This window comes from Streptomyces sp. HUAS MG91 (assembly GCF_040529335.1).
Taxonomy (GTDB): domain Bacteria; phylum Actinomycetota; class Actinomycetes; order Streptomycetales; family Streptomycetaceae; genus Streptomyces; species Streptomyces tabacisoli.
Genome location: NZ_CP159534.1, coordinates 6,503,943 through 6,526,089 on the forward strand (window position 1 = coordinate 6,503,943; position 22,147 = coordinate 6,526,089).

Sequence of the window (22,147 nt, forward strand, 5' to 3'; positions counted from 1 at the left end):
ATCCCGTTCCGTGCCGGGATGTGCTCGCGATGACACGACAGAGCCGCCGGGGCGACCGTGACAGGCCGACCCCGGCGGAGACTCACGCTAGTTCCCTGGCTCAGGGAGCGCCCCAGCCGGAGCAGTCGTCCGGGGAGGCGTTGTTCTCGTCGCAGGCCTGGAACTTGATGATGGCCGAGCCGTCACCGGAGGTGACGCGCGTCTTGTAGCCACTCTTGTTCCACAAGGTGCGCTTGGTGCCGGCGCTGTCGTGGCGGTAGTACTCCGCCTTGCCCGGATCGTCGTCGTTGCTGCCGTCGTACACCGAGATGAGGCCCGAGTCGCTGCTGTAGGGCGTCGTGGCGGTAACGCCGCCACCCGTCAGCGTCTTGGCCACCGCGGTGGTAGTGGGAAGCGCGAGACCAAGGGCAAGAACCGCCGCGGCCACGAGCTTGGTTCTCTTCATCGTCATTCTGTTGTTCCCCTCCGTTGACTTCCGTCTTGCGGGAAAGCCTGGTCGGCGCGCCATCGTGCCGCTGCCGCGGCTGTCGGGCGTCGTCCTAGCGGCGCAACGATCGCACGGAGGTTCCCGGGGCGCCGCTCGATTTGTGGTCGTGGCTCGATGGCGACGCTGTGTCTTTGTCCGGTTGGATCTGGTTCCTGATGTGGCCCGCAGTCGGGATGCGGTGATCAACCGGAGGGAAACGATATTGCCTCTGCAAGAAGGGGCATATGCCGGTCACCGTGGAAGCGGACGACCAGGACCGCTGGAGGTGCTGGGCGCGGCGCGACCGAATCCGGTACCGGAGCATCTGGCCGAAAGTGACCGGCTGACCCGCGTGGCGCGGCTTCCGCGCCGCCAGAGCGATCCCGGAGAAGTCACAGAGATGCCGCCGCACCCTCCCTTCCCGTCACGTCGCGGGTCGGCCGGGGTGCGGCGGCTTCCTCACCTCAGATGTCCCGGAACGTCTCGATCTGGGCGCCCACCGAGTTGAGGCGCTCCGCCAGGTCCTCGTAACCGCGGTTGATCACATACACGTTGCGCAGGACCGAGGTGCCCTCGGCCGCCATCATCGCCAGGAGGACGACCACGGCGGGGCGCAGGGCCGGCGGGCACATCATCTCCGCCGCGCGCCAGCGCGTCGGGCCCTCCACCAGGACCCGGTGCGGGTCGAGGAGCTGGAGGCGGCCGCCCAGGCGGTTGAGGTCCGTCAGGTAGATCGCGCGGTTGTCGTAGACCCAGTCGTGGATGAGGGTCTTGCCCTGGGCCGAGGCCGCGATCGCCGCGAAGAACGGCACGTTGTCGATGTTCAGGCCCGGGAACGGCATCGGGTGGATCTTGTCGATCGGCGCCTCCAGTTTGGAGGGGCGGACCGTGAGGTCGACCAGGCGGGTGCGGCCGTTGTCCGCGACGTACTCCGCCGAGCGGTCGTGGTCGAGGCCCATCTCCTCCAGGACCGCGAGCTCGATCTCCAGGAACTCGATGGGGACGCGCTTGACGGTCAGTTCGGACTCCGTGACGACCGCCGCCGCCACCAGGCTCATCGCCTCGACCGGGTCCTCGGACGGCGAGTAGTCGACGTCCACGTCGATGTGCGGCACGCCGTGCACCGTCAGCGTCGTGGTGCCGATGCCCTCCACCTTGACGCCCAGGGCCTCCAGGAAGAAGCACAGGTCCTGGACCATGTAGTTCGACGACGCGTTGCGGATGACGGTCCGGCCGTCGTGGCGGGCCGCCGCCAGCAGCGCGTTCTCCGTCACCGTGTCGCCGCGCTCGGTCAGCACGATCGGGCGGTCGGGGGAGACGTCCCGCTCCACCTGCGCGTGGTACAGCCCCTCGGTCGCCGCGATGTCCAGGCCGAACCGGCGCAGCGCGATCATGTGCGGCTCGATCGTGCGGGTGCCGAGGTCGCAACCGCCCGCGTACGGCAGCTTGAAGCGGTCCATGCGGTGCAGCAGCGGGCCGAGGAACATGATGATCGAGCGCGTGCGGCGGGCCGCCGTCGCGTCGATGGCGGCCATGTCCAGGTCGGCCGGCGGCGCGATCTCCAGGTCGACGCCGTCGTTGATCCAACGGGTGCGCACGCCGATGGAGTTGAGGACCTCGAGGAGCCGGTAGACCTCCTCGATCCGGGCCACGCGGCGCAGCACCGTGCGCCCGTCGTTCAGCAGCGACGCGCACAACAGCGCCACGCACGCGTTCTTGCTCGTCTTGACGTCGATCGAGCCCGACAGGCGGCGTCCGCCGACGACGCGCAGATGCATCGGGCCCGCGTAGCCGAGGGACACGATCTCGCTGTCGAGGGCTTCGCCGATGCGGGCGATCATCTCAAGACTGATGTTCTGGTTGCCGCGCTCGATCCGGTTGACGGCGCTCTGGCTGGTGCCGAGCGCCTCGGCGAGCTGCGCCTGCGTCCAGCCCCGGTGCTGACGGGCGTCGCGGATGAGCTTGCCGATGCGTACGAGGTAGTCGTCTGCCATGAGGGGAACGGTATCTCAGATATGAGATGACGCATTCCGGGGGGTCCATCGGAGTGACGGGACGTCAGTGGCCCTGGCGGCGCTTCGTGGTCGTCCTGCGCCAGCCGAACGGGCCGGGCAGGTCCATGGAGGTCGTGCGGCGGCCGGTGCTGCTGTGGGTGTGGCGGGGGCCGTGCTTGCCGCCGCCGGTCGTGATCGACCAGGACTTGCGGTTGATGTTGAGCCGCACGCCGGGGAGGATGCGGAAGCTCTTTCGGAACGTGAGGGGCATGGTGTCGTCTCCTTCTGGCTGATGCCGTCCGGATACCCGCTCCCTCTTCAATCACTCGACCCCGGCCGCGCCTCGCCCCGCCTTGGGCGTGCGCCCCACCTGCGGCCCCGGCGGGGCCGACGTGAGCCCGCGACGGCTAGTTGCGTTCGTAGGTGCCTGTGAGGCGGGCTCGGCCGAGGGGAGGCTGGGTGAGGGAGGACAGCAGGGCCTTCGGGCGTGCCCCCTCCGCCGCGTCGCCCACCGGCACTCCCAGCGCGTACAGCAGGAACACGTACCGATGCGGCCCGTGCCCCTTGATCGGCCCGGGCCCGTGATAGCCCCGCCCGATGCTCGCGCGCAGCGGCCGCACCCCGGCCCCCGGCCGCCCCGCATCGAGCGCCCCGGGCTCCAGCTCGCCGCACGACGGGTCGATCAGGGCGACGCAGTGCGTGAGGGGCCGGCGCATCAGCGGGATGTCCAGGTCCTCCATGACGAGGAGGAGCTGGGCCGTCCCGGCGGGCGGGGCCGTCCAGGCCAGATGCGGGGAGACGTCCTCACCGCCGATGTTCTTCGCCGCCTGCCGGACCGGCATGTGGGCGCCGTCGGCGAAGTCCCGGCTGGTGAGGGTCAGGTTCTCCGGGGCCTGCAGACCGGGCAGGTGCCACGCGGAGTACGCCTCGTCGGCCTTGTGGTTCTTCAGAAGCCGTCCGAGCAGCGTCATCGGGTCGCCTCCACCATGTCGATGATCTCCTTCGTGGTCGCGGTCTCGCCCAGCTTGGGGAAGACGCGCCGCACACTGTGCTCGTGGATGACGGCGTCCGGGTCGTCCATCGCGTCGGTGGCGAGCACGACGTGGTAGCCGTGGTCGACGGCCGAGCGCGCGGTCGACTCCACGCCCGAGCCGGTCGCGACGCCGGTGAGCACGACCTGGGTGACCTTGTGGTCCCGCAGCAGGGTGTCGAGCCCGGTGTCGTGGAAGGCGCTGCGCCGCCGCTTGGTGACCCGCAGGTCGCCCGGCCGCGCGCCGAGTTCGTCGACCAGGTCGGCGAAGCCGTCGGGCAGGGCTGTGCCGGGCCGGATCCGCGCGGTCTCGGTGCGGCCGGGCGCGACGCCGTCGACGTTGACGAGGATCACCGGCAGACCGTGCCGCCGGAACGCGTCGGCCAGCTCGGCCGACCGCTCCACGACGGCGTCGAACGGGGATCCGGCCGGGGCGATGCCCTTCTGAAGGTCGATCACGACCAGCGCGCAGACGGGGTCGATGGTGCTGAGTGCCATGGTGCTGATTACTCCTGGGAACTGGACGACGCGGAGGCCCGCGCCGTGGACGAGGGGGAAGGCTCGGACGCCGTACGCGGCCGTGCCCGCCCGGGGCCGCGCAGCAGCGACGCCAGCGCGGCGAGGAAGGCGAGGACCGCGCCGAACGCGAACACGACGACCAGGCCCGAGTGGAAGGGCCCGGAGAGCAGGTGCGGGAAGAACTCGCCGCCGGTCAGGGTCTGCTGCTGGGCCGGTGAGAGGTGGTGCAGGGCCCCACTGGGCTTCAGCAGGTTCTCCACCGGGTTGACGCCCAGCTGGGCGGCGAACAGCGAGGCGACGGGCGGCAGATCGCCGACCTGCGCCGCGACCTGCGCCGACACCCCCTGCTGGCGCAGACCCGCGGTGAGGGCCTGCGGAAGGCTGCCGGCCAGGCCCGCGATCATCAGCGAGAAGAACACGCCGATCGACACGGCGGTGCCGGAGTTCTGGAAGGTGGCGCGCATGCCGGAGGCGACCCCGCGCAGCCGGGCCGGGACGCTGCCCATGATCGAGGAGGAGTTGGGGGAGGCGAACATGCCGCTCGCTATCCCGTTCACCGCGATGAGCAGCGCGAAGGCCCAGTAACTGAAGTCGATCGGCAGCGCCATCAGGCCGAGGAAGGTGGCGCCGAAGAGCAGCGCGCCGCTCGTGGCCAGGCCCCGCGAGCCGAACCGGTCCGACAGATAGCCGGACACCGGGCCCGCCGCGAGGAAGCCCGCGATCATCGGCAGCATGAAGATGCCCGCCCACAGCGGTGTCGCGTCGTAGGCGTAGCCGTGCAGCGGCAGCCAGATGCCCTGGAGCCAGATGATCAGTACGAACTGGAGCCCGCCCCGCCCGATCGAGATGGCGAGGCCGGCGAGATTGCCGAAGGTGAAGGCGCGGTTGCGGAACAGGCCCGGCTGGATCATCGGCGCCGGGACCCGCCGCTCGATGACGACGAACGCCACGAGCAGCGCCACCCCGCCCACCAGCAGCGCCTGGACCAGCGGGTTCGTCCAGCCCATGGTGTGACCGCCGTAGGGCTGGAGGCCGAAGGTGACCGCGATCAGGGCGGCGCTCAGCCCGACCGCGAAGGTGATGTTGCCCCACCAGTCGATGCCGCCGCCGCTGCGCCGCCCGGTCTCGCGCAGGGTGCGGTACGCCCACACGGTGAAGAAGATCCCGACCGGCACGTTCACCCAGAACACCGCGCGCCAGTCCCAGGCCGAGAGGAGCCCGCCGAGGACCAGGCCGATGAACATGCCCGCGAGGGCGGCCACCTGGTTGATGCCGAGCGCGAAGCCGCGCCGCTCCTTGGGGAAGGCGTCGGTCAGGATCGCCGCCGAGTTCGCGGTCAGCATGGAGCCGCCGACGGCCTGGAGCACCCGCCAGCCGATCAGCCAGACCGCGCCCCGGCCGCCGTCGAAGGGGTCGAAGGAGAGCAGGATCGAGGCGAAGGTGAAGACCGCGAACCCGCTGTTGTAGATCCGCACCCGCCCGTACATGTCGCCGAGCCGCCCGACCGTGACCACCAGGACGGCCTGGACCAGCCGGTAGCCCATGATCATCCACAGCAGATAGGCGATGTTGCCCGGCGCCAGCGGGTCCAGGTGGATGCCGCGGAAGATCGCCGGCAGGGCGATCAGCACGATGGAGCCGTCCAGCGCGGACATGAAGACCGCGGCCGTCGTATTGGTCAGTGCCGTCCATTTGTAGCGCTCGTCGACGACGCCGTCCGCTATGAGCGTCTCGCCGGAATCCGCCATCAGCCTGCTTCCTCTCAAGGGCCTCAGAGTCGCTGGTCAAGGGCCTCAGAGCCGCTGGGCCAGCCGCTCGACCAGCGGCGCGACCGCTTCGAGCTGCGCCAGCTCGGCGGGGGTGAACGCGTCGGAGGCCAGCACCCGGGAGAGCAGCTCCACCCGCTCGTTGCGCTTGTCCCGCAGGGCCCGGCGCCCGGCCTCCGTCACGGCGAGCACCATCCGGCGCCCGTCGTCCGGGTCCGGGCTGCGCTCGACGAGGCCGCGCTCGCGCAGCACGCCGAGCGTCGCGCCCATGGCCTGCGCCGTGATCTGCACCTCGCGGGCGAGCGCCGACGAGGTGGTGGGGCCCAGCCGCTCCAGCCGGGACAGCGCGGTGCGCTGCGGCATGGTCAGCCCGCTCTCCACGGGCGTCTGCCGCACGCGCCGCACCAGCGTGCTGAAGCTGGCGAGCAGGGCTGCGGCGACCGCCTCGGGGTCCGGCTCTTGGTTCATACACTAAGGCTAGTTGATAAGGCTGCCTTAGTAAATCCGCAGAGGTCGGGACGTCCAGCACTGGTGGACCTCTGGAGCCCGTACGACGATGGAAGTGTCCTGGGTGGGTACGCGCAGCGGTGAGCACCGCGCGGCACCGCTTGAAGGCACCGGCGGGTGATGTATTAGAGTTATCTCGACATCGAGATATCTGCCGAGGCGCACGCAGCCCCGCGCCGCTGTCGAGTCCGACGGTAAGGGTTACCTAACTTAGTCTTACCTTAGCGGATTGGCGACGCGTCGTGGCGGCAGGATGCGGTGGAACGCGCACATATATGAAGGAGACTGTCGTGTCGGCGAACAGCTTCGACGCCCGCAGCACGCTGAGCGTGGGCGACGAGTCGTACGAGATCTTCAGGCTGGACAAGGTCGAGGGCTCTGCTCGCCTTCCCTACAGCCTCAAGGTCCTTCTGGAGAACCTGCTCCGCACCGAGGACGGCGCGAACATCACCGCCGACCACATCCGTGCGCTCGGCAACTGGGACTCCCAGGCGCAGCCCTCGCAGGAGATCCAGTTCACGCCGGCCCGCGTGATCATGCAGGACTTCACCGGCGTGCCCTGCGTCGTGGACCTGGCCACCATGCGTGAGGCCGTGAAGGAGCTGGGCGGCGACCCCGCGAAGGTCAACCCGCTCTCCCCGGCCGAGCTGGTCATCGACCACTCCGTCATCGCCGACAAGTTCGGCACGAAGGACGCCTTCGGCCAGAACGTCGAGCTGGAGTACGGCCGCAACCGCGAGCGCTACCAGTTCCTGCGCTGGGGCCAGACGGCCTTCGACGACTTCAAGGTCGTCCCGCCGGGCACCGGCATCGTGCACCAGGTGAACATCGAGAAGCTGGCCCGCACGGTCATGGTCCGGGGCGGCCAGGCCTACCCGGACACCCTGGTCGGCACCGACTCGCACACCACGATGGTCAACGGCCTGGGCGTGCTCGGCTGGGGCGTCGGCGGCATCGAGGCCGAGGCCGCCATGCTCGGCCAGCCGGTCTCCATGCTGATCCCGCGCGTCGTCGGCTTCAAGCTGACCGGCGAGCTCCCGGCCGGCACCACCGCCACCGACCTCGTGCTGACGATCACCGAGATGCTGCGCAAGCACGGCGTCGTCGGCAAGTTCGTCGAGTTCTACGGCGAGGGCGTCGCCGCCACCTCGCTGGCGAACCGCGCCACCATCGGCAACATGTCGCCGGAGTTCGGCTCCACCGCCGCGATCTTCCCGATCGACGACGAGACCCTGAACTACCTGCGTCTGACCGGCCGTGACGCCCAGCAGGTCGCGCTCGTCGAGGCGTACGCCAAGGAGCAGGGCCTCTGGCTGGACCCGGCCGCCGAGCCCGACTTCTCCGAGAAGCTGGAGCTGGACCTCTCCACGGTCGTCCCGTCGATCGCCGGTCCGAAGCGCCCGCAGGACCGCATCGTCCTCGCGAACGCCTCGCAGCAGTTCGCCCAGGACGTGCGCAACTACGTCTCGGACGACTCCGAGGCGGGCAAGGAGTCCTTCCCGGCCTCCGACGCCCCGGCCGTCTCCAACGGCGTTCCGTCGAACCCGGTCACCGTGACCGCCCCCGACGGCACCACCTACGAGCTGGACCACGGCGCCGTCACCGTCGCCGCGATCACCTCCTGCACCAACACCTCGAACCCCTACGTGATGGTGGCCGCCGCCCTCGTCGCGAAGAAGGCCGTGGAGAAGGGCCTGACCCGCAAGCCGTGGGTCAAGACCACCCTCGCCCCGGGCTCGAAGGTCGTCACCGACTACTTCGACAAGTCGGGTCTCACCCCGTACCTGGACAAGGTCGGCTTCAACCTCGTCGGCTACGGCTGCACCACCTGCATCGGCAACTCGGGCCCGCTGCCCGAGGAGGTCTCGAAGGCCGTCAACGACCACGACCTGGCCGTCACCTCGGTCCTCTCCGGCAACCGGAACTTCGAGGGCCGCATCAACCCCGACGTCAAGATGAACTACCTGGCGTCCCCGCCGCTGGTCGTCGCGTACGCCATCGCCGGTTCGATGAAGGTCGACATCACCAAGGACGCGCTCGGCGTCGACCAGGACGGCAAGCCCGTCCACCTGGCCGACATCTGGCCGACCGAGGCCGAGGTCAACGACGTCGTCGCCAACTCGATCGGCGAGGACATGTTCAACAAGTCCTACTCCGACGTCTTCGCGGGCGACGCCCAGTGGCAGGCGCTGCCGATCCCGACCGGCAACACCTTCGAGTGGGACACCGAGTCCACCTACGTCCGCAAGCCCCCGTACTTCGAGGGCATGACGATGGAGACCACCCCGGTCTCGGACATCACGGGCGCCCGCGTCCTGGCCAAGCTGGGCGACTCGGTCACCACCGACCACATCTCCCCGGCCGGTGCCATCAAGGCCGACACCCCGGCCGGCAAGTACCTCACCGAGCACGGTGTGGAGCGTCGTGACTTCAACTCCTACGGCTCGCGCCGAGGCAACCACGAGGTCATGATCCGCGGCACGTTCGCCAACATCCGCCTGCGCAACCAGCTCGCGCCGGGCACCGAGGGCGGCTACACCCGCGACTTCACGAAGGAGGACGGCCCCGTCTCCTTCATCTACGACGCGTCGCGCAACTACATCGAGCAGGGCACCCCGCTCGTCATCCTGGGCGGCAAGGAGTACGGCTCCGGCTCGTCCCGCGACTGGGCCGCCAAGGGCACCGCGCTCCTCGGCGTCAAGGCCGTCATCACCGAGTCGTACGAGCGCATCCACCGCTCGAACCTCATCGGCATGGGCGTCCTGCCGCTCCAGTTCCCGGAGGGCCAGAACGCCGAGTCCCTCGGTCTGACCGGCGAGGAGACCTTCTCCTTCACCGGCGTCGAGGAGCTGAACAACGGCACCACCCCGAGCACGGTGAAGGTCACGACCGACACCGGCGTGGAGTTCGACGCGGTCGTCCGCATCGACACCCCCGGCGAGGCGGACTACTACCGCAACGGCGGCATCATGCAGTACGTGCTGCGCAACCTGATCCGCAACTAAGCGGCAGGCAGCAGTAGGTGGGGCCGCGTCCCGGGGTTGCCCGGGGCGCGGCCCCTCGCATGCTCGACGCGATCACGGATGCCGCTTACTGCTCCTGATCGAGTACCGCAGGCACAGCACGATGCCCGGGAGCGCGGCCAGGGCGCTGAAGAGCCCCGTCCTCCATTGACCGAGCACGAGGGCGGTGACGATGAGGAGTGCCATGAGCAGCACGTACAGCAGGAAGAACAGCCTCAGTCCCTGACTCGGATTCCACTCGCCGGCCATGTGTCTCCTTGCTCAGTTCCTCAGGGTGATGACGGTGATGGTGGTGCCGATGACGCCCACGGCTCCTCCGATGGCGGAACCGACGGCGGCGCCCGCTCCACAGCCGGGAAGCGTGGCGACGAAGAATCCGACGCCGCAGCCGATTCCCGAGCCCACGGCCGCGGTGGAGCCGCCGCCCGCGGCGATCGTCCCTATATCCTTGGCGAAGTCGTCGATCCCGTAAAGGCCCGTGGGGTCGATGCGGTTGACGGGGTCGCCCTCTGCGTAGAGGTAGGGGTTCTTCTCCTGCCCGGACGGGTCGTTCTGGGTGAAGCGGCCGGTGCGGGTGTCGTAGTAGCGGGCGCCCATGTGGTACAGGTCCGTCGGGTCCTGGTACGTACCCGCGAAGCGGTAGGGCTGGCTGACGCCCGTGTTCTCGGTCGGGGTCGTGACGCCACGGGGGCTGTAGCGGTACGAGGCCACCTTCGTGCCCGATCCGTCGGCGAGAGCGACGGTGGAGCCGAGGGCGTCGGTGAGGTAGTAGTAGCTCTTCCCGCTGCGGGTCATGGAGTTCAAGGTGCCCTGCGGGCTGCGGATGAATCCCGTGTCCACACCGGCGGTCGTCGACGCCGACAGGCCTACCGGCCCGTTGTGGAAGACGGTCTCGCCGAGCTTGACGCGCTCGCTGCTGTCCGTGGACGCGTACTGACCGGCCCGCGCGGTGCCGTTCGTGGTGATCGAGGACAGTTGCGAGAAGTCGGTGTACGTCTCGGCGGTGCGGGCGGTCTCACTGGCACCGGCCGTCTCGTTCCCGGCCTTGTCGTACGACCAGCCGGTCGCCGAGCCGTTCTTCGTGATCAGCTGACTCGCGTCGTTGTACGTGTAGGTCGTGCCGCGGGGGCAGCCCTTGGTGGTGCCCTGGGAGGTGAGGTTGCCGGCGGCGTCGTAGCAGTACTGCCAGGTCTCCACCGACGTCGAGCCCTTGGTCTCGGCGGCGTAGGAGAAGCGCCCGGCGTCGTTGTACTCGAAGCTGCGCTTCGTGCCCGCGACCGTGTCCGTCGTGGTGCGGATCTTGGTGCCGTCGGTGTTCGAGGCGCCGTAGCTGTAGGTGTAGGAGAGGTCGATCAGAGTGCCCTTGGGGGAGGTGACCTTGATCTGCTTGGGCCGGTCGGAGTTGTCCGGCGTGACCGTGCGAACCGTCCCGCCCGGGTAGGTGGTGGTCTTCAGTACGTCGTTGTTCGTGTACGTGTACGTGGTGTCCTTGCCGTCCGGCGCGGTCAGCGTCGTCATCCGGTTGGCGTCGTCGTACTGGTAGGCGGTGGTGCCCTGGGGATCGCGGTAGGTCTCGACGTTGCCGTCGGCGGTGTAGGTCAACTCGGTCTGCGAGCCGTCCTGGAGGGTGCGGATGGTCTCGCGGGACAGCGGGTCGAACTGATAGGTCTGCGTTCCGGTGCCGTCGACCCGCTGGGTCAGATTGCCGTCGCCGTCGTAGGTGTACGTGACCGTGGCGGTGGGGCCGGTGACCTTGGTGGTGCGGTCGCGGTCGTCGTAGGTGTAGGTCAGCTTCACGCCGCGGCCGTCGGTGACGGTGTCCGGGCGGCCCTTGTCGTCGTACGTGTACGTCGTGGCGCCCTGCGGCGAGGGCGGGGTGACCTTGGTCAGATTGCCCTTGTCGTCGTAGGTGAAGCTGGTCTTCTTGTCCCGCTCGTCCTCGACCGAGCACGTCTGGCCCTCGAAGCCGCCGCAGGTCGGGGTCGCCTTGTTGTACACGTAGTCGCGGGTGCCGCCGCCGTCGCCGGACACGGCGACTGAGGTGGTGTTGCCGACCGTGTCGTACTTGTAGGTCGACTTCACATTGTCGGGTGTCGTCATCGTCCCTGGCAGGTCCGATCCGGCGATGGTCTGGTATCCGCTCATCGACGCGGTGGCGCCGGTGGGCAGCTTGGCGCTGGTGGGGTTGTTGCGGCCGTCCCAGCCGTACGTGGTCTCGTTGCCGCCGCTGCCGTCGCTGCCGGTGCCCATGGCGTCGGTGGCGGTCTTCACGTTGTGGTTGTCGTCGTAGGTGTCCGAGCGGTGGTGGCCGAGCGGGTCGGTCACCTTGGAGACCTCGCCGTCGCTGTCGTGCTCGTACTTCGTCGCGTCTCCGAGCGGGTCGGTGACCGTCGTCGTCCCGGCTCCGTTCGCGTCCGTGTTGGAGTACGCGTACGTGTACGTGGGGCCGGTGGTGGCGTCGGCGCTGGTGGCGCGGAGCATGCTCGTGACCCGGTGAGCGACGTCGTAGGTGAACTTGGTGACGCGGTTCTCCGGGGTGATGATCTTCGTGACGCGGTTGGAGCCGTCGTAGAAGAACTGGGTCTTCTTGCCCGTGGTGTCGGTGATGGCCCGCAGGTTGTCGTAGCCGTCGAGGTCGTAGCGGACGGTGCGCCCGGTGTTGTCGGTGGCGTCCCAGCGCAGTTTGTCGACCGTTTTCTTGATCTCGATCCAGCGGCCGGAACGGGTGTCGGTGACCTTGAATCCGCCGGAGGCGTTCTGGTCGACGGTGAAGACACCGTGATTCTTGTCGGTGACCTTCGTCAGCGTGCCGTTGCTGTTGTAGGTGTCCTTGGATCCGGACTTGCGGTCGGTCAGCGTCCAGGTGCCGTCGCTGTTCTTGGTGAGGTCCTTGGAGTACCCGGCCGGCGTCGTCCAGGCGGACCCGGACGAGGGCTTGGTGAAGGTGACGCTCGCGCCGGAGGTGTCGTAGACGGTGGCTTTGTCTCCTGAATCGACCAGCCAGCGCTCGTAGTTGAGCCACCAGCGCCGCGCCATGCGGCCGTACGAGGAGTCCATCGAGTTGTACGTCTGCGTGAGCTGGAGCTGGTTTCCCACGGCGGCCATGTCGAAGCTGGTCGAGGCCAGCATCAGATTGCCGGTCGAGTAGTTGACCCGCGCCACCAGCGCGTCCGTGATCCGGAAATCGGAGATCCGGTGCCAGGGGATCGCGCCCTGGCCCTGAGGGATCGTCGTGGTCGTCGTCGCGGCGGCGACCTGCCGGGCCGCCGCCGCGTCGGCCGGGGACTCGGCCTTCGCCTTGAATGCGGCCAGGAGCTTCGCGTCGGCGCCGCCGGGCGCCTGCGGTTCCCGGTTCTGCGGCGGCGTGGTCGTACCGACCTTGACGGGAGGGACCGCGTAGTGCGTGTCCCTGCCCCACGCCGACACCGGGCTGTCGGCCGCCGCCACCGAGGTGGTCGCCGGAAGCAGGGACAGGGTGACGGCACCGGTCGTGAGGACCCCGAACGCCGCCGATCTCAGCTTCTTCTGGGTACGCCGACGGCGCGCACTCCGGGTGCGTTGCATAAAGGTTCCCCCACAGGAAGACAAGCCTCGCAGACCCCAATGGTCACGAGGAGCACACAAGCTGACACGGAAACCACACAGGCTGGCCGCCATGCCCCCGAATACAGGACACACACGGACGAGAACAAGCCCCTCCGCATCAGGGGGCAATCGCCATTGATGTCCCCTTTTGATCGCGTTGAGCAACAGTTTCCATAGGGCAACCTGGAAAAGTGGCTGCAAAATGTGGCTGGAAATACTCAACTCATCGACTGGATGGGCGAAAAGAGCCGAGGTGGCGTTCAGATCGCGTCAGGTCCAGACCGGGGTTATAGGCGCTTTGTCCGTAATGGTGTCCTGCTGTGTCTTGAAGTGCCCTACTTAGGGTGATGGGGAAAGTTGACTCCCTGATCGGGTACGCGCGTAGAACGTGCTGGCCGGATCGCGCCCCGACGCGCACACTGACTCCGCCCCACCACCTGTTCACCTGCCCCCACGCAGGTCCCAGCCGTGCGTGCCCCACCTCGCCAGGCCCTCGCCCCTGCCGCCCTTGTCGCGGCGCTGAACGCAGGAGTACCTGTGCACGCCGATATCACCACGCTCAGCAGCGGTCGCGCGACGCGCGTCAGTGGCCGGTTGCTCTGCGCGAGTCTGGGTGCGGCCATGACGGCCTCGGCGCTCGATCTGACCCTCTCCGCGCACCTGCCCGCTTGGTGGCCGGTGCTCTGGACGGTTCTCTGGTGCGCCGTCCCGGTCGCGGCGGCGGCCTGGGCCGTCGCCCGCTACCGGGAGAAGTGGTCAGACGCAGTCGCAGCCCGACGCATAGAGCAGCAGGAAGGCGGCCGTGCAGGTGGTCGCCATGAAGAGGGTCGTGGTGAGGGCGGCGAGGATGCGGGGGCCGCGTTTTCTCGCCGGCTTCCGGTATCGGCGCCACGCGCCGTGCGCGAGGAGCAGGCAGAACACGCCGGCTCCGGCGAGTGTGCCGCGCGGGCTGAACGACCAGCTCAGGTAGGCGATTCCCGCCAGGACTGCAAGTAGCGCGCAGGCGAGCGCGGTGAGCACCAGCTCGGCCACGGCTTCCCCCAAGGTGTCGGCCAGGAACTCACCGAGGCCCTTCCAGAATCCTTCTACGCGCATGAACGTCCCCCATTCCCCCTGCAGCTCTCCGCCGCTACTGGCCCACCCGGCCGTCGATCCGTTCGCGCAGCAGGTCCGCGTGGCCGCTGTGCCTCGCGTACTCGTCGATGCGGTGGATCAGCAGCTCGCGGATCGCGACGTTGTCCCTGCCGACGCGCTCGCCCAGGTCGGTGAACCTGGCCAGCGCCGCGTCCGTCTCCGCCTGCTCGCGCTCCAGGTCGGCGTACGCGGCGTCGACCACGGCCTGCTCGGGGACGGCTCCGTGGAAGTCGGCGTCCTTGGGGCCGTAGAGCTTCGGCAGCGGCTCGTCGAGGGTCAGCCAGGTGCGCCAGTCCCGCTCCACCTCTGCCAGGTGCCGGATCAGGCCGAGCAGGGACATCGTCGACGGCGGGACCGACCGGGTGGCCAGCTGCTCGGGGTCCAGGCCCTCGCACTTCATGAGCAGGGTGATCCGGTAGCTCGTCAGGAAGTCGTGCAGCGTGGCCCGTTCGCCCTCGGGCGCGTTGTCGTTGTCGCGCGGGTCGTCGGCCGGGTCGGTCCACATGTCGGGGTGGACGGTGGCCTGTGTCCAGCGTTCGGGCTGCCCGTTCGTCTCGATCATGCGGGCAGCATCGCACGGACGTGCGGCGCGGGGAGGTGCGATGAGTTGTCGGGTCCGGCAGAGTCTGAACGGGGCAGCCATCACTCCCGACGACAGGAGCATCACTCATGGCCGAGCAATTGCTGCGCGTGCAGAACTTCAATGTGTCCGGTGACGGCTTCGGCGCGGGGGAGGGGCAGAGCCTGGAGCGGCCCTTCGGGCATGCCGATCCGGGGGCCATGTTCGCCTGGTGCGGGGCCACCGCGAGCTGGCCGATGCGGACCGACCCGGGCGGCAGCCGCGGCCTCGACGACTACCTGACCCGGGACTACCCGCGCAACATCGGCGCCGAGATCATGGGCCGCGGCAAGTTCGGCCCGCAGAAGGGCCCTTGGGAGGACCACGAGTGGCAGGGATGGTGGGAGGACGAGCCGCCCTTCCGGACGCCCGTCTTTGTGATGACCCACCACGCCCGGCCCTCGATCACGCTCTCCGACACCACGTTCCACTTCGTCGACGCCGACCCGGCGACCGTCCTCGCCCAGGCGCGCGAGGCGGCCCAGGGCAAGGACGTCCGGCTCGGCGGCGGCGCCACGGTCATCCGCGAGTTCCTCGACGCCGACCTCGTCGACACCCTGCACGTGGCGGTCTCACCGGGCGTGAAGCTCGGCTCGGGATCGCGGCTGTGGGAGTCGCCGGACGAGCTGCGCGACCGGTTCCACCTCGACGTGGTGCCGAGTCCGGGCGGCAGCGTCGTCCATCACCTGTTCTGGCGCAAGTGAGCGCCGGGGCACGTCAGTTGCGGTACCGGTAGAGGATCCGGCCGCGCGTCAGGTCGTAGGGGCTCAGCTCCACGAGCACCCGGTCGAACGGCAGGATCTTGATGTAGTTCTTCCGGATCTTGCCGCTGATGTGCGCGAGCACCTTGTGCCCGTTGGTCAGCTCCACTTGGAAGCTGGCGTTGCGCAGGCACTCGGTGACGGTGCCCTCGATCTCGATTCCAGGGTTTGTCTTCGGCATCAGTGAAGTACTACCTCCAGGTTGGTTCCGACGCGTTCCGCGCCGATGTCGTCGAACAGTGCGGCGGCGGCCGTGTTGGCCGCGCCGATCTCGGCCGTGGCCGCCCGGACCCCCGACCGGTGCAGGTTGCCCAGTACGTCGGCCAGGAGCGCCCGCGCGATTCCGCGCCGCTGCCGGTCCTCCCGTACGGCGAGCAGGCCGATCCTGGGCTGCCGGGGCACCGGCGCCACCCGGATCAGGCCCACGTACCGGTCGCCCTCGGCGGCCACCGCGTACTTCGTCGGGTCGACCACGGTGGCGTCGTCCAGGCGCGGCAGCACCTCGGCCGGCATCTCCCGCCAGCCGAGCGTGGCCTCGACCTCGGCCCGGACCGTACGGTCCAGGTCGCGCAGGGGGTCCTTCTCCGCCGCGCCGAGAGGGAGGATCGTCACGCCCTCGGGCGGGCGTGCCGCGCCGAGGTTCGTCAGCTCCGGGTCGGTGGGCACGCGGTACACGTGCTCGCTGCGCGCGGGTCCGAATCCCGCCCGCTCCCAGCGGGACGCCAGCGCCAGGTCGGCCGCGTCGACCATCGTGTACAGCGGCCTCGGCAGCTCCGCCAGCATGGTGGCGGCGAGGCGATCGAACGCCGTGTCCTGCCAGGAGTCGATGCTCAGGAAGATCCGGCCGTCGTGCCTGCGCCAGGTCTCGCCCCGGCCGACCACCTGATCGTCCTCCAGCGCGTGCCAGTGCCCGTCGGCGACGCGCGCGATCTCTGTTGTGTCCATAGGTCTCTGCCTCTCGGAATCGCCCAGTACAGGCGCTCCCGGCGACCTATGTCAGCTGCCGGCCCGTGAGGAAGAGGAGAGCACCCACGTGCGTACTGCTGTCATGGGTCCCACCTCCTCGGGCTGCATCACGGTTCGGGCCAGACTGTAAGCGCCGCGATGCCGTCCCGTCCACGTAATTAAGCGCGGGGCAGTTCGAGGAAGGCCGCCCAAGCGCTGGGCGCGACCGTGAAGTGGGGGCCTTCGGTGTTCTTGGAGTCGCGGATGTGGATGGCTGTGGGGTGGGCGGCCACCTCTACGCAGGCGCCGCCTTCGCTGCCGCTGTAGCTCGACTTCCGCCAGTCGTGAGCGACTTCGAGGCACTGGCCACCTTCGCTGCCGCTGTAGCTCGACTTGAACCAGTTCCGTGCGGTGTTCATCGGTCTCCTAGCAGCCGGTCCAGCAGGCCCTTGGACTGCTCGGGCGTGAGGGCCTGTGATCGCAGCATCGCATACTTGCGCGCCAGGATGGACACTTCGTCCGGGGTGGAAACCCACTGGCTGCCGCGCTGCGACTCGGTGTACGCGAGCTGCTGATGCTCGGGGGTTTCCAGGAGAATGAAAGCACCGTCGAGCCCAGCGTGTGCCGGGGCGTCCAGCGGTAGGAACTGCAAGGCCAATCCGGGTAGTTCCGCACACTCTCGCAGGTGTCGCAACTGCTCCGCGCGTGCCAGAGGTTCGAGATAGGCCAGCTTCAGTGCGGCCTCCCAGACGACGAAGCTCAGAGTCGGCGGACACTTGCGCTGCAAGATCTCTTGGCGCTCGACGCGGGCGGCCGTCTTCGTCGCGATCTCGTCCTCGTCATACGCAGGCACACGGTTGCGCAGCACCGTGCGGGCACAGTCCTCGGTCTGAAGAATGCCGGGCACGGCCAAGACGTCGTACCACGACAACGCGATGGCCTCCCGCTCATGCGCCATGTACTGCTCCGCGTACAGCGGGAACTGGTCGATCTCCGGCATCGCCATCACCGCGGTCTCCAACGCACCCTTGGTGTCCAGGAGTTGATCCATCTGCCGGGCGGTGTCCACGAGCAGAGGCCGCCTGCCCTGCTCATACGCCGCAATGGTCGACTCTGCGATCACCAGCCTGGCGCCGAGCGTCGCCTGGGTGTACCCGGCCGCCTTGCGGAACAGGGCGAGCAGTTCACCGACCATCCTCAACGCCGACGGATTCTTCGGCGGACGCTTCCCAGGGCTCATGACGGTCAATCTCCCCGCCCCCGCTCTCCCTCGACCCCACTCCAACCCCGACAAAAAATCTGTCGGGGTCCACGGACTGTCCCGAGTGAATCACCCTCCGCGACATTGCCGCCCATGAACCAGGAATTCCGCGAACGCTTCTACCGCCGGGAACGCCAATCGGTGCCCGCCGCCCGCGACTTCACCCAGGCCGCCCTCGCAGCCTGGCAAAAGACGAGCCGCGCGGACGACATCCTGCTCTGCGTCAGCGAGTTGACGACCAACGCCCTCCTCCACGGCGTCCCGCCCGGCCGGGGCTTCCTGCTCAGGATCACGCACGCCGACGACACGGTCCGCGTAGAAGTCCACGACAGCGGCCCCGGAACCCCCACCGTCCCCCAGCGGAGCGCCACCGCCGAGAACGGCCGGGGCCTGCTTCTCGTCGAGGCGCTGGCCGACAAGTGGGGCGTGGGGGAGCGGGACCCCGGCAAGGAGGTGTGGTGCGAGTTCGGGCCGGGAACGGCGCAGGCCCCGCCGGAAGATCCCGACGGGGCCCGCACCGTTCACAAGGTCGACTACGACAGCAGCTCCACCTCCGCGACGGTCGCCGCGCCACCCGTGAACACGAGGCGGTAGTGCGCGTACGAACCCGGCTTCGGCACCGAGAACGCCCGGGTCTGCTTGTCCCAGGCGAAGGACTCACCGGACCGCTCGTCGAGCGTCTTCCAGGTCGTGCCGTCGGCCGACGCCTCCAGCTTCCAGCCCGTCGGGGCCTTCGCCTTGTCGGCGGACGTCAGCGTGTACTGCACGGCCTTCGTGCCGTCCGCCGGGACCGGCAGGTCGGCCGACTCGACGCTCGCCGACGTGGCCGAGGTGTTGTCGAAGAGCGGACCCGAGCCCGTGATCGCGTCCTTGCGGGGCACGGCCACCTTGTCGTCCTTGGTGATGGACGTCGGTCCGGCGTCCTTGCCCGTGCCCCACGACGACGGCTTGTCGCCCATGGCGAACTCGATGACACCGCCCTTGGAGACGACCGAGTTCGGCAGCGAGGTCTTCGACCAGGTCTTGCCGTTGACCTTCACGCCCTGCACGTAGACGTTCTTGGCGCTGTTCCTCGGCGCCTTGACGACCAGGTCGCGGCCGTTCTCCAGGTGCAGGGTCATCTTGGTGAACTGCGGGGAGCCGATGGCGAATTCGCCGCTGCCCATGACGAGCGGGTAGAAGCCCATGGACGAGAAGAGGTACCAGGCCGACTGCTCGCCGTTGTCCTCGTCGCCGTGGTAGCCCTGCCCGATCTCCGAGCCGGTGTAGAGACGGGACAGCACCTCGCGCACGTTCTTCTGCGTCTTCCACGGCTGGCCGGCCGCGTCGTACATGTACGTGACGTGGTGCGCGACCTGGTTGGAGTGGCCGTACTGGCCCATCCGCACGTCACGCGCCTCGGTCATCTCGTGGATGACCCCGCCGTACGACCCGGCGACGTCCGCCGAACCGGTCTCCGGCGTCGAGAAGTACGTGTCCAGCTTCTTCGCCAGACCGGCCTGGCCGCCGTACAGGTTCGCGAGACCCTTGGTGTCCTGCACCGCGGTGAAGGCGTAGCCCCAGCCGTTCGTCTCGGTGTAGTCGTAGCCCCAGATCGCCGGGTTGAAGTCCTCCGACTTCACCCGCCAGTCGCCCTTGGCGCTCTTGCCCTGGAAGAAGCCCGTACCGGCGGCCTTGTCGTCGAACATGTTGACGTAGTCGCGGGCCCGGTTGAGGAAGTACTCCGACTCCTCCTGGTACTGCTTCTTGCCGGTCTTCTTGTAGAGGGCCTGGCCCATCTGCGCGATGCCGTAGTCGTTGAGGTAACCCTCCAGGGCCCACGACATGCCCTCGTGCGTGTCCGTCGACGTGTAGCCGAGGAACGGCGAGGTGTCCATGCCCTTGCGGCCCACGCCCGACTGCGGCGGCACCACGGTCGCGTTCTTCACGGCCGCCTTGTAGGCGTCCTCCGCGTCGAAGTCCACGCCCTTGACGTACGCGTCGGCGAACGCCACGTCCGAGGACGTACCGGTCATCAGGTCCGCGTAACCCGGCGAGGACCAGCGCGAGATCCAGCCGCCGTCCTTGTACTGCTGCACGAACCCGTCGACCATCTCGCCCGCCTTGTCCGGCGTGAGCAGCGAGTAGGCCGGCCAGGTCGTCCGGTAGGTGTCCCAGAAGCCGTTGTTGACGTACGGCTTGCCCTCGACGATCTTCGCGCCGGTGTGCGTCGGGGTGTCGGGACCCGGCATCGCGGAGAACGGCGACGCGTACTTGTACGTCGACTTGCCGTCCGAACGGACCTTCTCGAACGCCGAGTTGGGGTACAGGTACAGCCGGTAGAGCGAGGAGTACAGCGTCGTGAGCTGGTCCTGCGTAGCGCCCTCGACCTCCACCTTGTTCATGATCCGGTCCCACTGGGCGCGCGCCGCGTTCTTCACCGAGGTGAAGGACCGGTTCCCGGGGATCTCCTGCGCCAGGTTGTCCTTCGCCTGGTCTATGGAGATCAGCGAGGTCGCCAGGCGCAGCGTGACCGTCCGGTCCTTGCCCGCGTCGAAGGTGAAGTGCCCCTTCACCCCGGAGGCGTCGGCGTCCTTGACCGGCTTGTCGAAGGTGCCGTACACGAACAGGCGGGTCGCGCCCGTCGACAGACCCGACTTCACGTCCGAGTAGCCGGTGACGACGCCGTTGTCCTTGTCGAGCGTCAGGCCGCCCTGCTCGGAGACGTTGTCGAAGACGACGCTCGCGTCCGCGCCCGGGTAGCTGAAGCGCAGCGCGGCCGCGTGGTCGGTCGGAGCCATCTCCGCCCGCACACCGTTCTCGAACGTCACGCCGTAGTAGTACGGGCGGGCCGTCTCGTTGTCGTGGCGGAACGGCAGCGCCCGGCCGGACCGTGACGTGTCCAGCGCGTCACCGGACTTCGCCGACGGCATGATCTGGAACGTCTGGCGGTCACCCATCCACGGGCTCGGCTCGTGGCTCGCCGCCAGCGCCTCCATCGTGGGCAGGTTGTCCGCGTTGTTGTCGCGCGCGTAGTCGTACAGCCAGCTGTCCGAGCCCGCGTTCGTCACCGGGGTCCAGAAGTTGAACCCGTTCGGGACGGCCGTCGCCGGGAACGTGTTGCCGCGCGAGAACCCGCCGCTGGAGTTCGTCCCGCGGGTCGTCGACGCGTAGTCGCTCAAGTGCGCCTTCGGGGCCGCCGGCCGTGCCTGCTTCACCGAGATGTCGTCGAGCCAGCCGCGGAACTTCGCCGGGCCCTTCGCCGAGTCGTACCCGACGAGGATCCGGTCGATCGTCTTCCCGGCCGCGACCGAGCCGATCGACGACTTCACGGCGTTCCACTGGTTCACGTACAGCCGCTTGGCGTCGCCCTGGCCGCGCGGGGTCAGCAGACCGCCGTTGGAGTCGACCGCCTTCAGGTCGCTCAGGTACGTGCCGTCGGTGAAGGCGAGGTCGACCGAGACGTTCGTGGCGTCGTAGTCGCGGTCGCCGTCCGCCATCTGCGGGAAGATCTTGTACGACAGCTCGGTGTTCCGCGCGACCTTCACGTCGACGTCGAAGACCTTGTTGTACGAGTACGCGCGGCCGTCCGTCTTGTGCGTGCCCGCGTAGCGCAGCGCGTACTTGCCCGTGAAGCCCGCGCCCGCCTTGGCCGTCGGCGAGCCGCTGGGACCCTTGTCGACGAGCGACAGCATGTCCTCGGGCACCGGCGCCTGCTCGTCACCCGTGGACAGCTGGAGATCGGCCAGCTGGGTCGCGTCGCCCGCGCCGTTGTTCTTGGTGAACTCGACGCGGAAATGCGCGTATTCGGCCGGCTTCTCCAGCTCGTACTTCTTCGTCTGGAACCGCTTGTCGAAGCTCTCGCCGGTGCGGGAATCGAGAGTGGTCCAGTCCTTTCCGTCCGCCGAACCCTTGAGGACCCAGTCCTTCGGGTCGCGCTCGTCGTGGTCGTTGGCCGACGTCAGCACGTAATTGGTGATCTTGAGCGGGGTGTCGAGGTCGTACTCGACCCAGGCGGTCGGCGTGAACGCCAGCCACTTCGTGCTCGACTCGCCGTCGGTGAGATTCGCCGCGACCTCACCGCCGCCGCTGTTCTCGCCGCTCGCCCGGACCTCGGTCACATGGCCGTTCACATTGCCCGGAACTCCGCCGGTGTAGGCGCCGTCGACCCCGGACGCCCGTTTGCTGCCGTCCGGGCCGGTGTCGACCGTGTTCAGCCAGTCGGGGACGGGTTGCCCCGCTTCGAAGGAGGAGCTGAACTCCGTGTCGGTGTGCGGCTTGTGGGGCGATGCCGCGACGGCGGCACCCTGCCCGGCCGCCGTGAGTACCAGTGCGGCCGCGCCCAGTGCGGCCGTGGACGCGAATCTGTGTCGGGTTCTTTTGTTCTGCGTGGGGCCCTGCATGAGACGTGCACCCTCCGGCGACCGTAGACAACGTTGTCAGTTCGCTGCGCAAGGTCCAGTAGGGCGTCAAGTGACGCTTGGTGTCAAGGGTGTTGAAAGCCAGTGCACGGGTTCGACGCGCGGGGTGAATTTACGGTTCCGCGTACACCCTTTGT

19 protein-coding genes are annotated in these 22,147 nt (G+C 68.6%); 3 read left to right on the top strand and 16 right to left on the bottom strand.

Annotated elements, in window-relative coordinates; all coding sequences use genetic code 11:
• Positions 1 to 100 precede the first annotated feature (100 nt).
• The 7 genes from ABII15_RS29535 to ABII15_RS29565 all read right to left on the bottom strand — a co-directional run bounded on the left by ABII15_RS29535 (position 101) and on the right by ABII15_RS29565 (position 6,243).
• Positions 101 to 451 (bottom strand): hypothetical protein, encoded by a 351-nt coding sequence (locus ABII15_RS29535; protein WP_353945298.1) that lies wholly within the window; start codon positions 449 to 451, stop codon positions 101 to 103.
• Positions 452 to 930: 479 nt separating this feature from the next.
• Complete coding sequence (locus ABII15_RS29540) at positions 931 to 2,460, bottom strand: UDP-N-acetylglucosamine 1-carboxyvinyltransferase (protein WP_353945299.1); 1,530 nt, start codon at positions 2,458 to 2,460, stop codon at positions 931 to 933.
• Positions 2,461 to 2,524: 64 nt separating this feature from the next.
• A complete protein-coding gene (locus ABII15_RS29545) occupies positions 2,525 to 2,731 on the bottom strand; it encodes a DUF4236 domain-containing protein (protein ID WP_353945300.1) in 207 nt (68 codons plus the stop codon).
• Between the two features lie 136 nt (positions 2,732 to 2,867).
• The gene (locus ABII15_RS29550; RefSeq protein ID WP_353945301.1) at positions 2,868 to 3,431 is read right to left on the bottom strand and encodes a YbhB/YbcL family Raf kinase inhibitor-like protein; all 564 of its coding nucleotides are present in this window, start codon (positions 3,429 to 3,431) and stop codon (positions 2,868 to 2,870) included.
• On the bottom strand, positions 3,428 to 3,988 hold the full coding sequence (locus ABII15_RS29555) for an isochorismatase family protein (RefSeq protein ID WP_353945302.1): 561 nt from the start codon (positions 3,986 to 3,988) through the stop codon (positions 3,428 to 3,430). The genes ABII15_RS29550 and ABII15_RS29555 overlap by 4 nt, the downstream gene beginning before the upstream one ends.
• 8 nt (positions 3,989 to 3,996) lie before the next feature.
• A complete protein-coding gene (locus ABII15_RS29560) occupies positions 3,997 to 5,757 on the bottom strand; it encodes an MFS transporter (protein ID WP_353945303.1) in 1,761 nt (586 codons plus the stop codon).
• Between the two features lie 45 nt (positions 5,758 to 5,802).
• On the bottom strand, positions 5,803 to 6,243 hold the full coding sequence (locus tag ABII15_RS29565) for a MarR family transcriptional regulator (protein ID WP_353945304.1): 441 nt from the start codon (positions 6,241 to 6,243) through the stop codon (positions 5,803 to 5,805).
• Positions 6,244 to 6,572: 329 nt separating this feature from the next.
• Here ABII15_RS29565 and acnA point away from each other — a divergent pair, with 329 nt between their 5' ends.
• Positions 6,573 to 9,287, top strand: coding sequence for an aconitate hydratase AcnA (gene acnA / locus ABII15_RS29570; RefSeq protein WP_353945305.1), 2,715 nt, complete (start codon positions 6,573 to 6,575; stop codon positions 9,285 to 9,287).
• A gap of 72 nt (positions 9,288 to 9,359) precedes the next feature.
• On the opposite strand, the gene ABII15_RS29575 is transcribed toward acnA, so the two are convergent.
• The 4 genes from ABII15_RS29575 to ABII15_RS29590 form a co-directional block, all read right to left on the bottom strand.
• Positions 9,360 to 9,554 carry a hypothetical protein gene (locus ABII15_RS29575; RefSeq protein ID WP_353945306.1) on the bottom strand — a complete coding sequence of 65 codons (195 nt, stop codon included), beginning with the start codon at positions 9,552 to 9,554 and terminating at the stop codon, positions 9,360 to 9,362.
• A gap of 12 nt (positions 9,555 to 9,566) precedes the next feature.
• Positions 9,567 to 12,869: an RHS repeat-associated core domain-containing protein gene (locus ABII15_RS29580; protein WP_353945307.1), complete on the bottom strand. Its 3,303-nt coding sequence runs from the start codon at positions 12,867 to 12,869 to the stop codon at positions 9,567 to 9,569.
• A 777-nt stretch (positions 12,870 to 13,646) separates the two neighbouring features.
• The gene (locus tag ABII15_RS29585) at positions 13,647 to 13,985 is read right to left on the bottom strand and encodes a lysine transporter LysE (RefSeq protein ID WP_353945308.1); all 339 of its coding nucleotides are present in this window, start codon (positions 13,983 to 13,985) and stop codon (positions 13,647 to 13,649) included.
• Between the two features lie 34 nt (positions 13,986 to 14,019).
• On the bottom strand, positions 14,020 to 14,586 hold the full coding sequence (locus ABII15_RS29590; RefSeq protein WP_353945309.1) for a DinB family protein: 567 nt from the start codon (positions 14,584 to 14,586) through the stop codon (positions 14,020 to 14,022).
• A 107-nt stretch (positions 14,587 to 14,693) separates the two neighbouring features.
• Here ABII15_RS29590 and ABII15_RS29595 point away from each other — a divergent pair, with 107 nt between their 5' ends.
• Positions 14,694 to 15,347 carry a dihydrofolate reductase family protein gene (locus tag ABII15_RS29595; protein WP_353945310.1) on the top strand — a complete coding sequence of 218 codons (654 nt, stop codon included), beginning with the start codon at positions 14,694 to 14,696 and terminating at the stop codon, positions 15,345 to 15,347.
• A gap of 13 nt (positions 15,348 to 15,360) precedes the next feature.
• Here ABII15_RS29595 and infA read toward each other — a convergent pair whose 3' ends face one another.
• The 4 genes from infA to ABII15_RS29615 all read right to left on the bottom strand — a co-directional run bounded on the left by infA (position 15,361) and on the right by ABII15_RS29615 (position 17,589).
• The gene (gene infA, locus ABII15_RS29600; protein ID WP_111662430.1) at positions 15,361 to 15,585 is read right to left on the bottom strand and encodes a translation initiation factor IF-1; all 225 of its coding nucleotides are present in this window, start codon (positions 15,583 to 15,585) and stop codon (positions 15,361 to 15,363) included.
• Positions 15,585 to 16,349, bottom strand: a complete 765-nt coding sequence (locus tag ABII15_RS29605) for a GNAT family N-acetyltransferase (RefSeq protein ID WP_353945311.1) — start codon at positions 16,347 to 16,349, stop codon at positions 15,585 to 15,587. The genes infA and ABII15_RS29605 overlap by 1 nt, the downstream gene beginning before the upstream one ends.
• Before the next feature lie 179 nt (positions 16,350 to 16,528).
• On the bottom strand, positions 16,529 to 16,768 hold the full coding sequence (locus ABII15_RS29610) for a DUF397 domain-containing protein (RefSeq protein WP_353945312.1): 240 nt from the start codon (positions 16,766 to 16,768) through the stop codon (positions 16,529 to 16,531).
• A complete protein-coding gene (locus ABII15_RS29615) occupies positions 16,765 to 17,589 on the bottom strand; it encodes a helix-turn-helix transcriptional regulator (protein WP_353945313.1) in 825 nt (274 codons plus the stop codon). The genes ABII15_RS29610 and ABII15_RS29615 overlap by 4 nt, the downstream gene beginning before the upstream one ends.
• Before the next feature lie 114 nt (positions 17,590 to 17,703).
• On the opposite strand from ABII15_RS29615, the gene ABII15_RS29620 reads away from it, so the two are divergent.
• On the top strand, positions 17,704 to 18,204 hold the full coding sequence (locus tag ABII15_RS29620; RefSeq protein WP_353945314.1) for an ATP-binding protein: 501 nt from the start codon (positions 17,704 to 17,706) through the stop codon (positions 18,202 to 18,204).
• Here the strand turns inward: ABII15_RS29620 and ABII15_RS29625 are convergent.
• Positions 18,144 to 21,992 carry a GH92 family glycosyl hydrolase gene (locus ABII15_RS29625; RefSeq protein ID WP_353945315.1) on the bottom strand — a complete coding sequence of 1,283 codons (3,849 nt, stop codon included), beginning with the start codon at positions 21,990 to 21,992 and terminating at the stop codon, positions 18,144 to 18,146. The two genes, ABII15_RS29620 and ABII15_RS29625, sit on opposite strands and share 61 nt — an antisense overlap.
• Positions 21,993 to 22,147 lie beyond the last annotated feature (155 nt).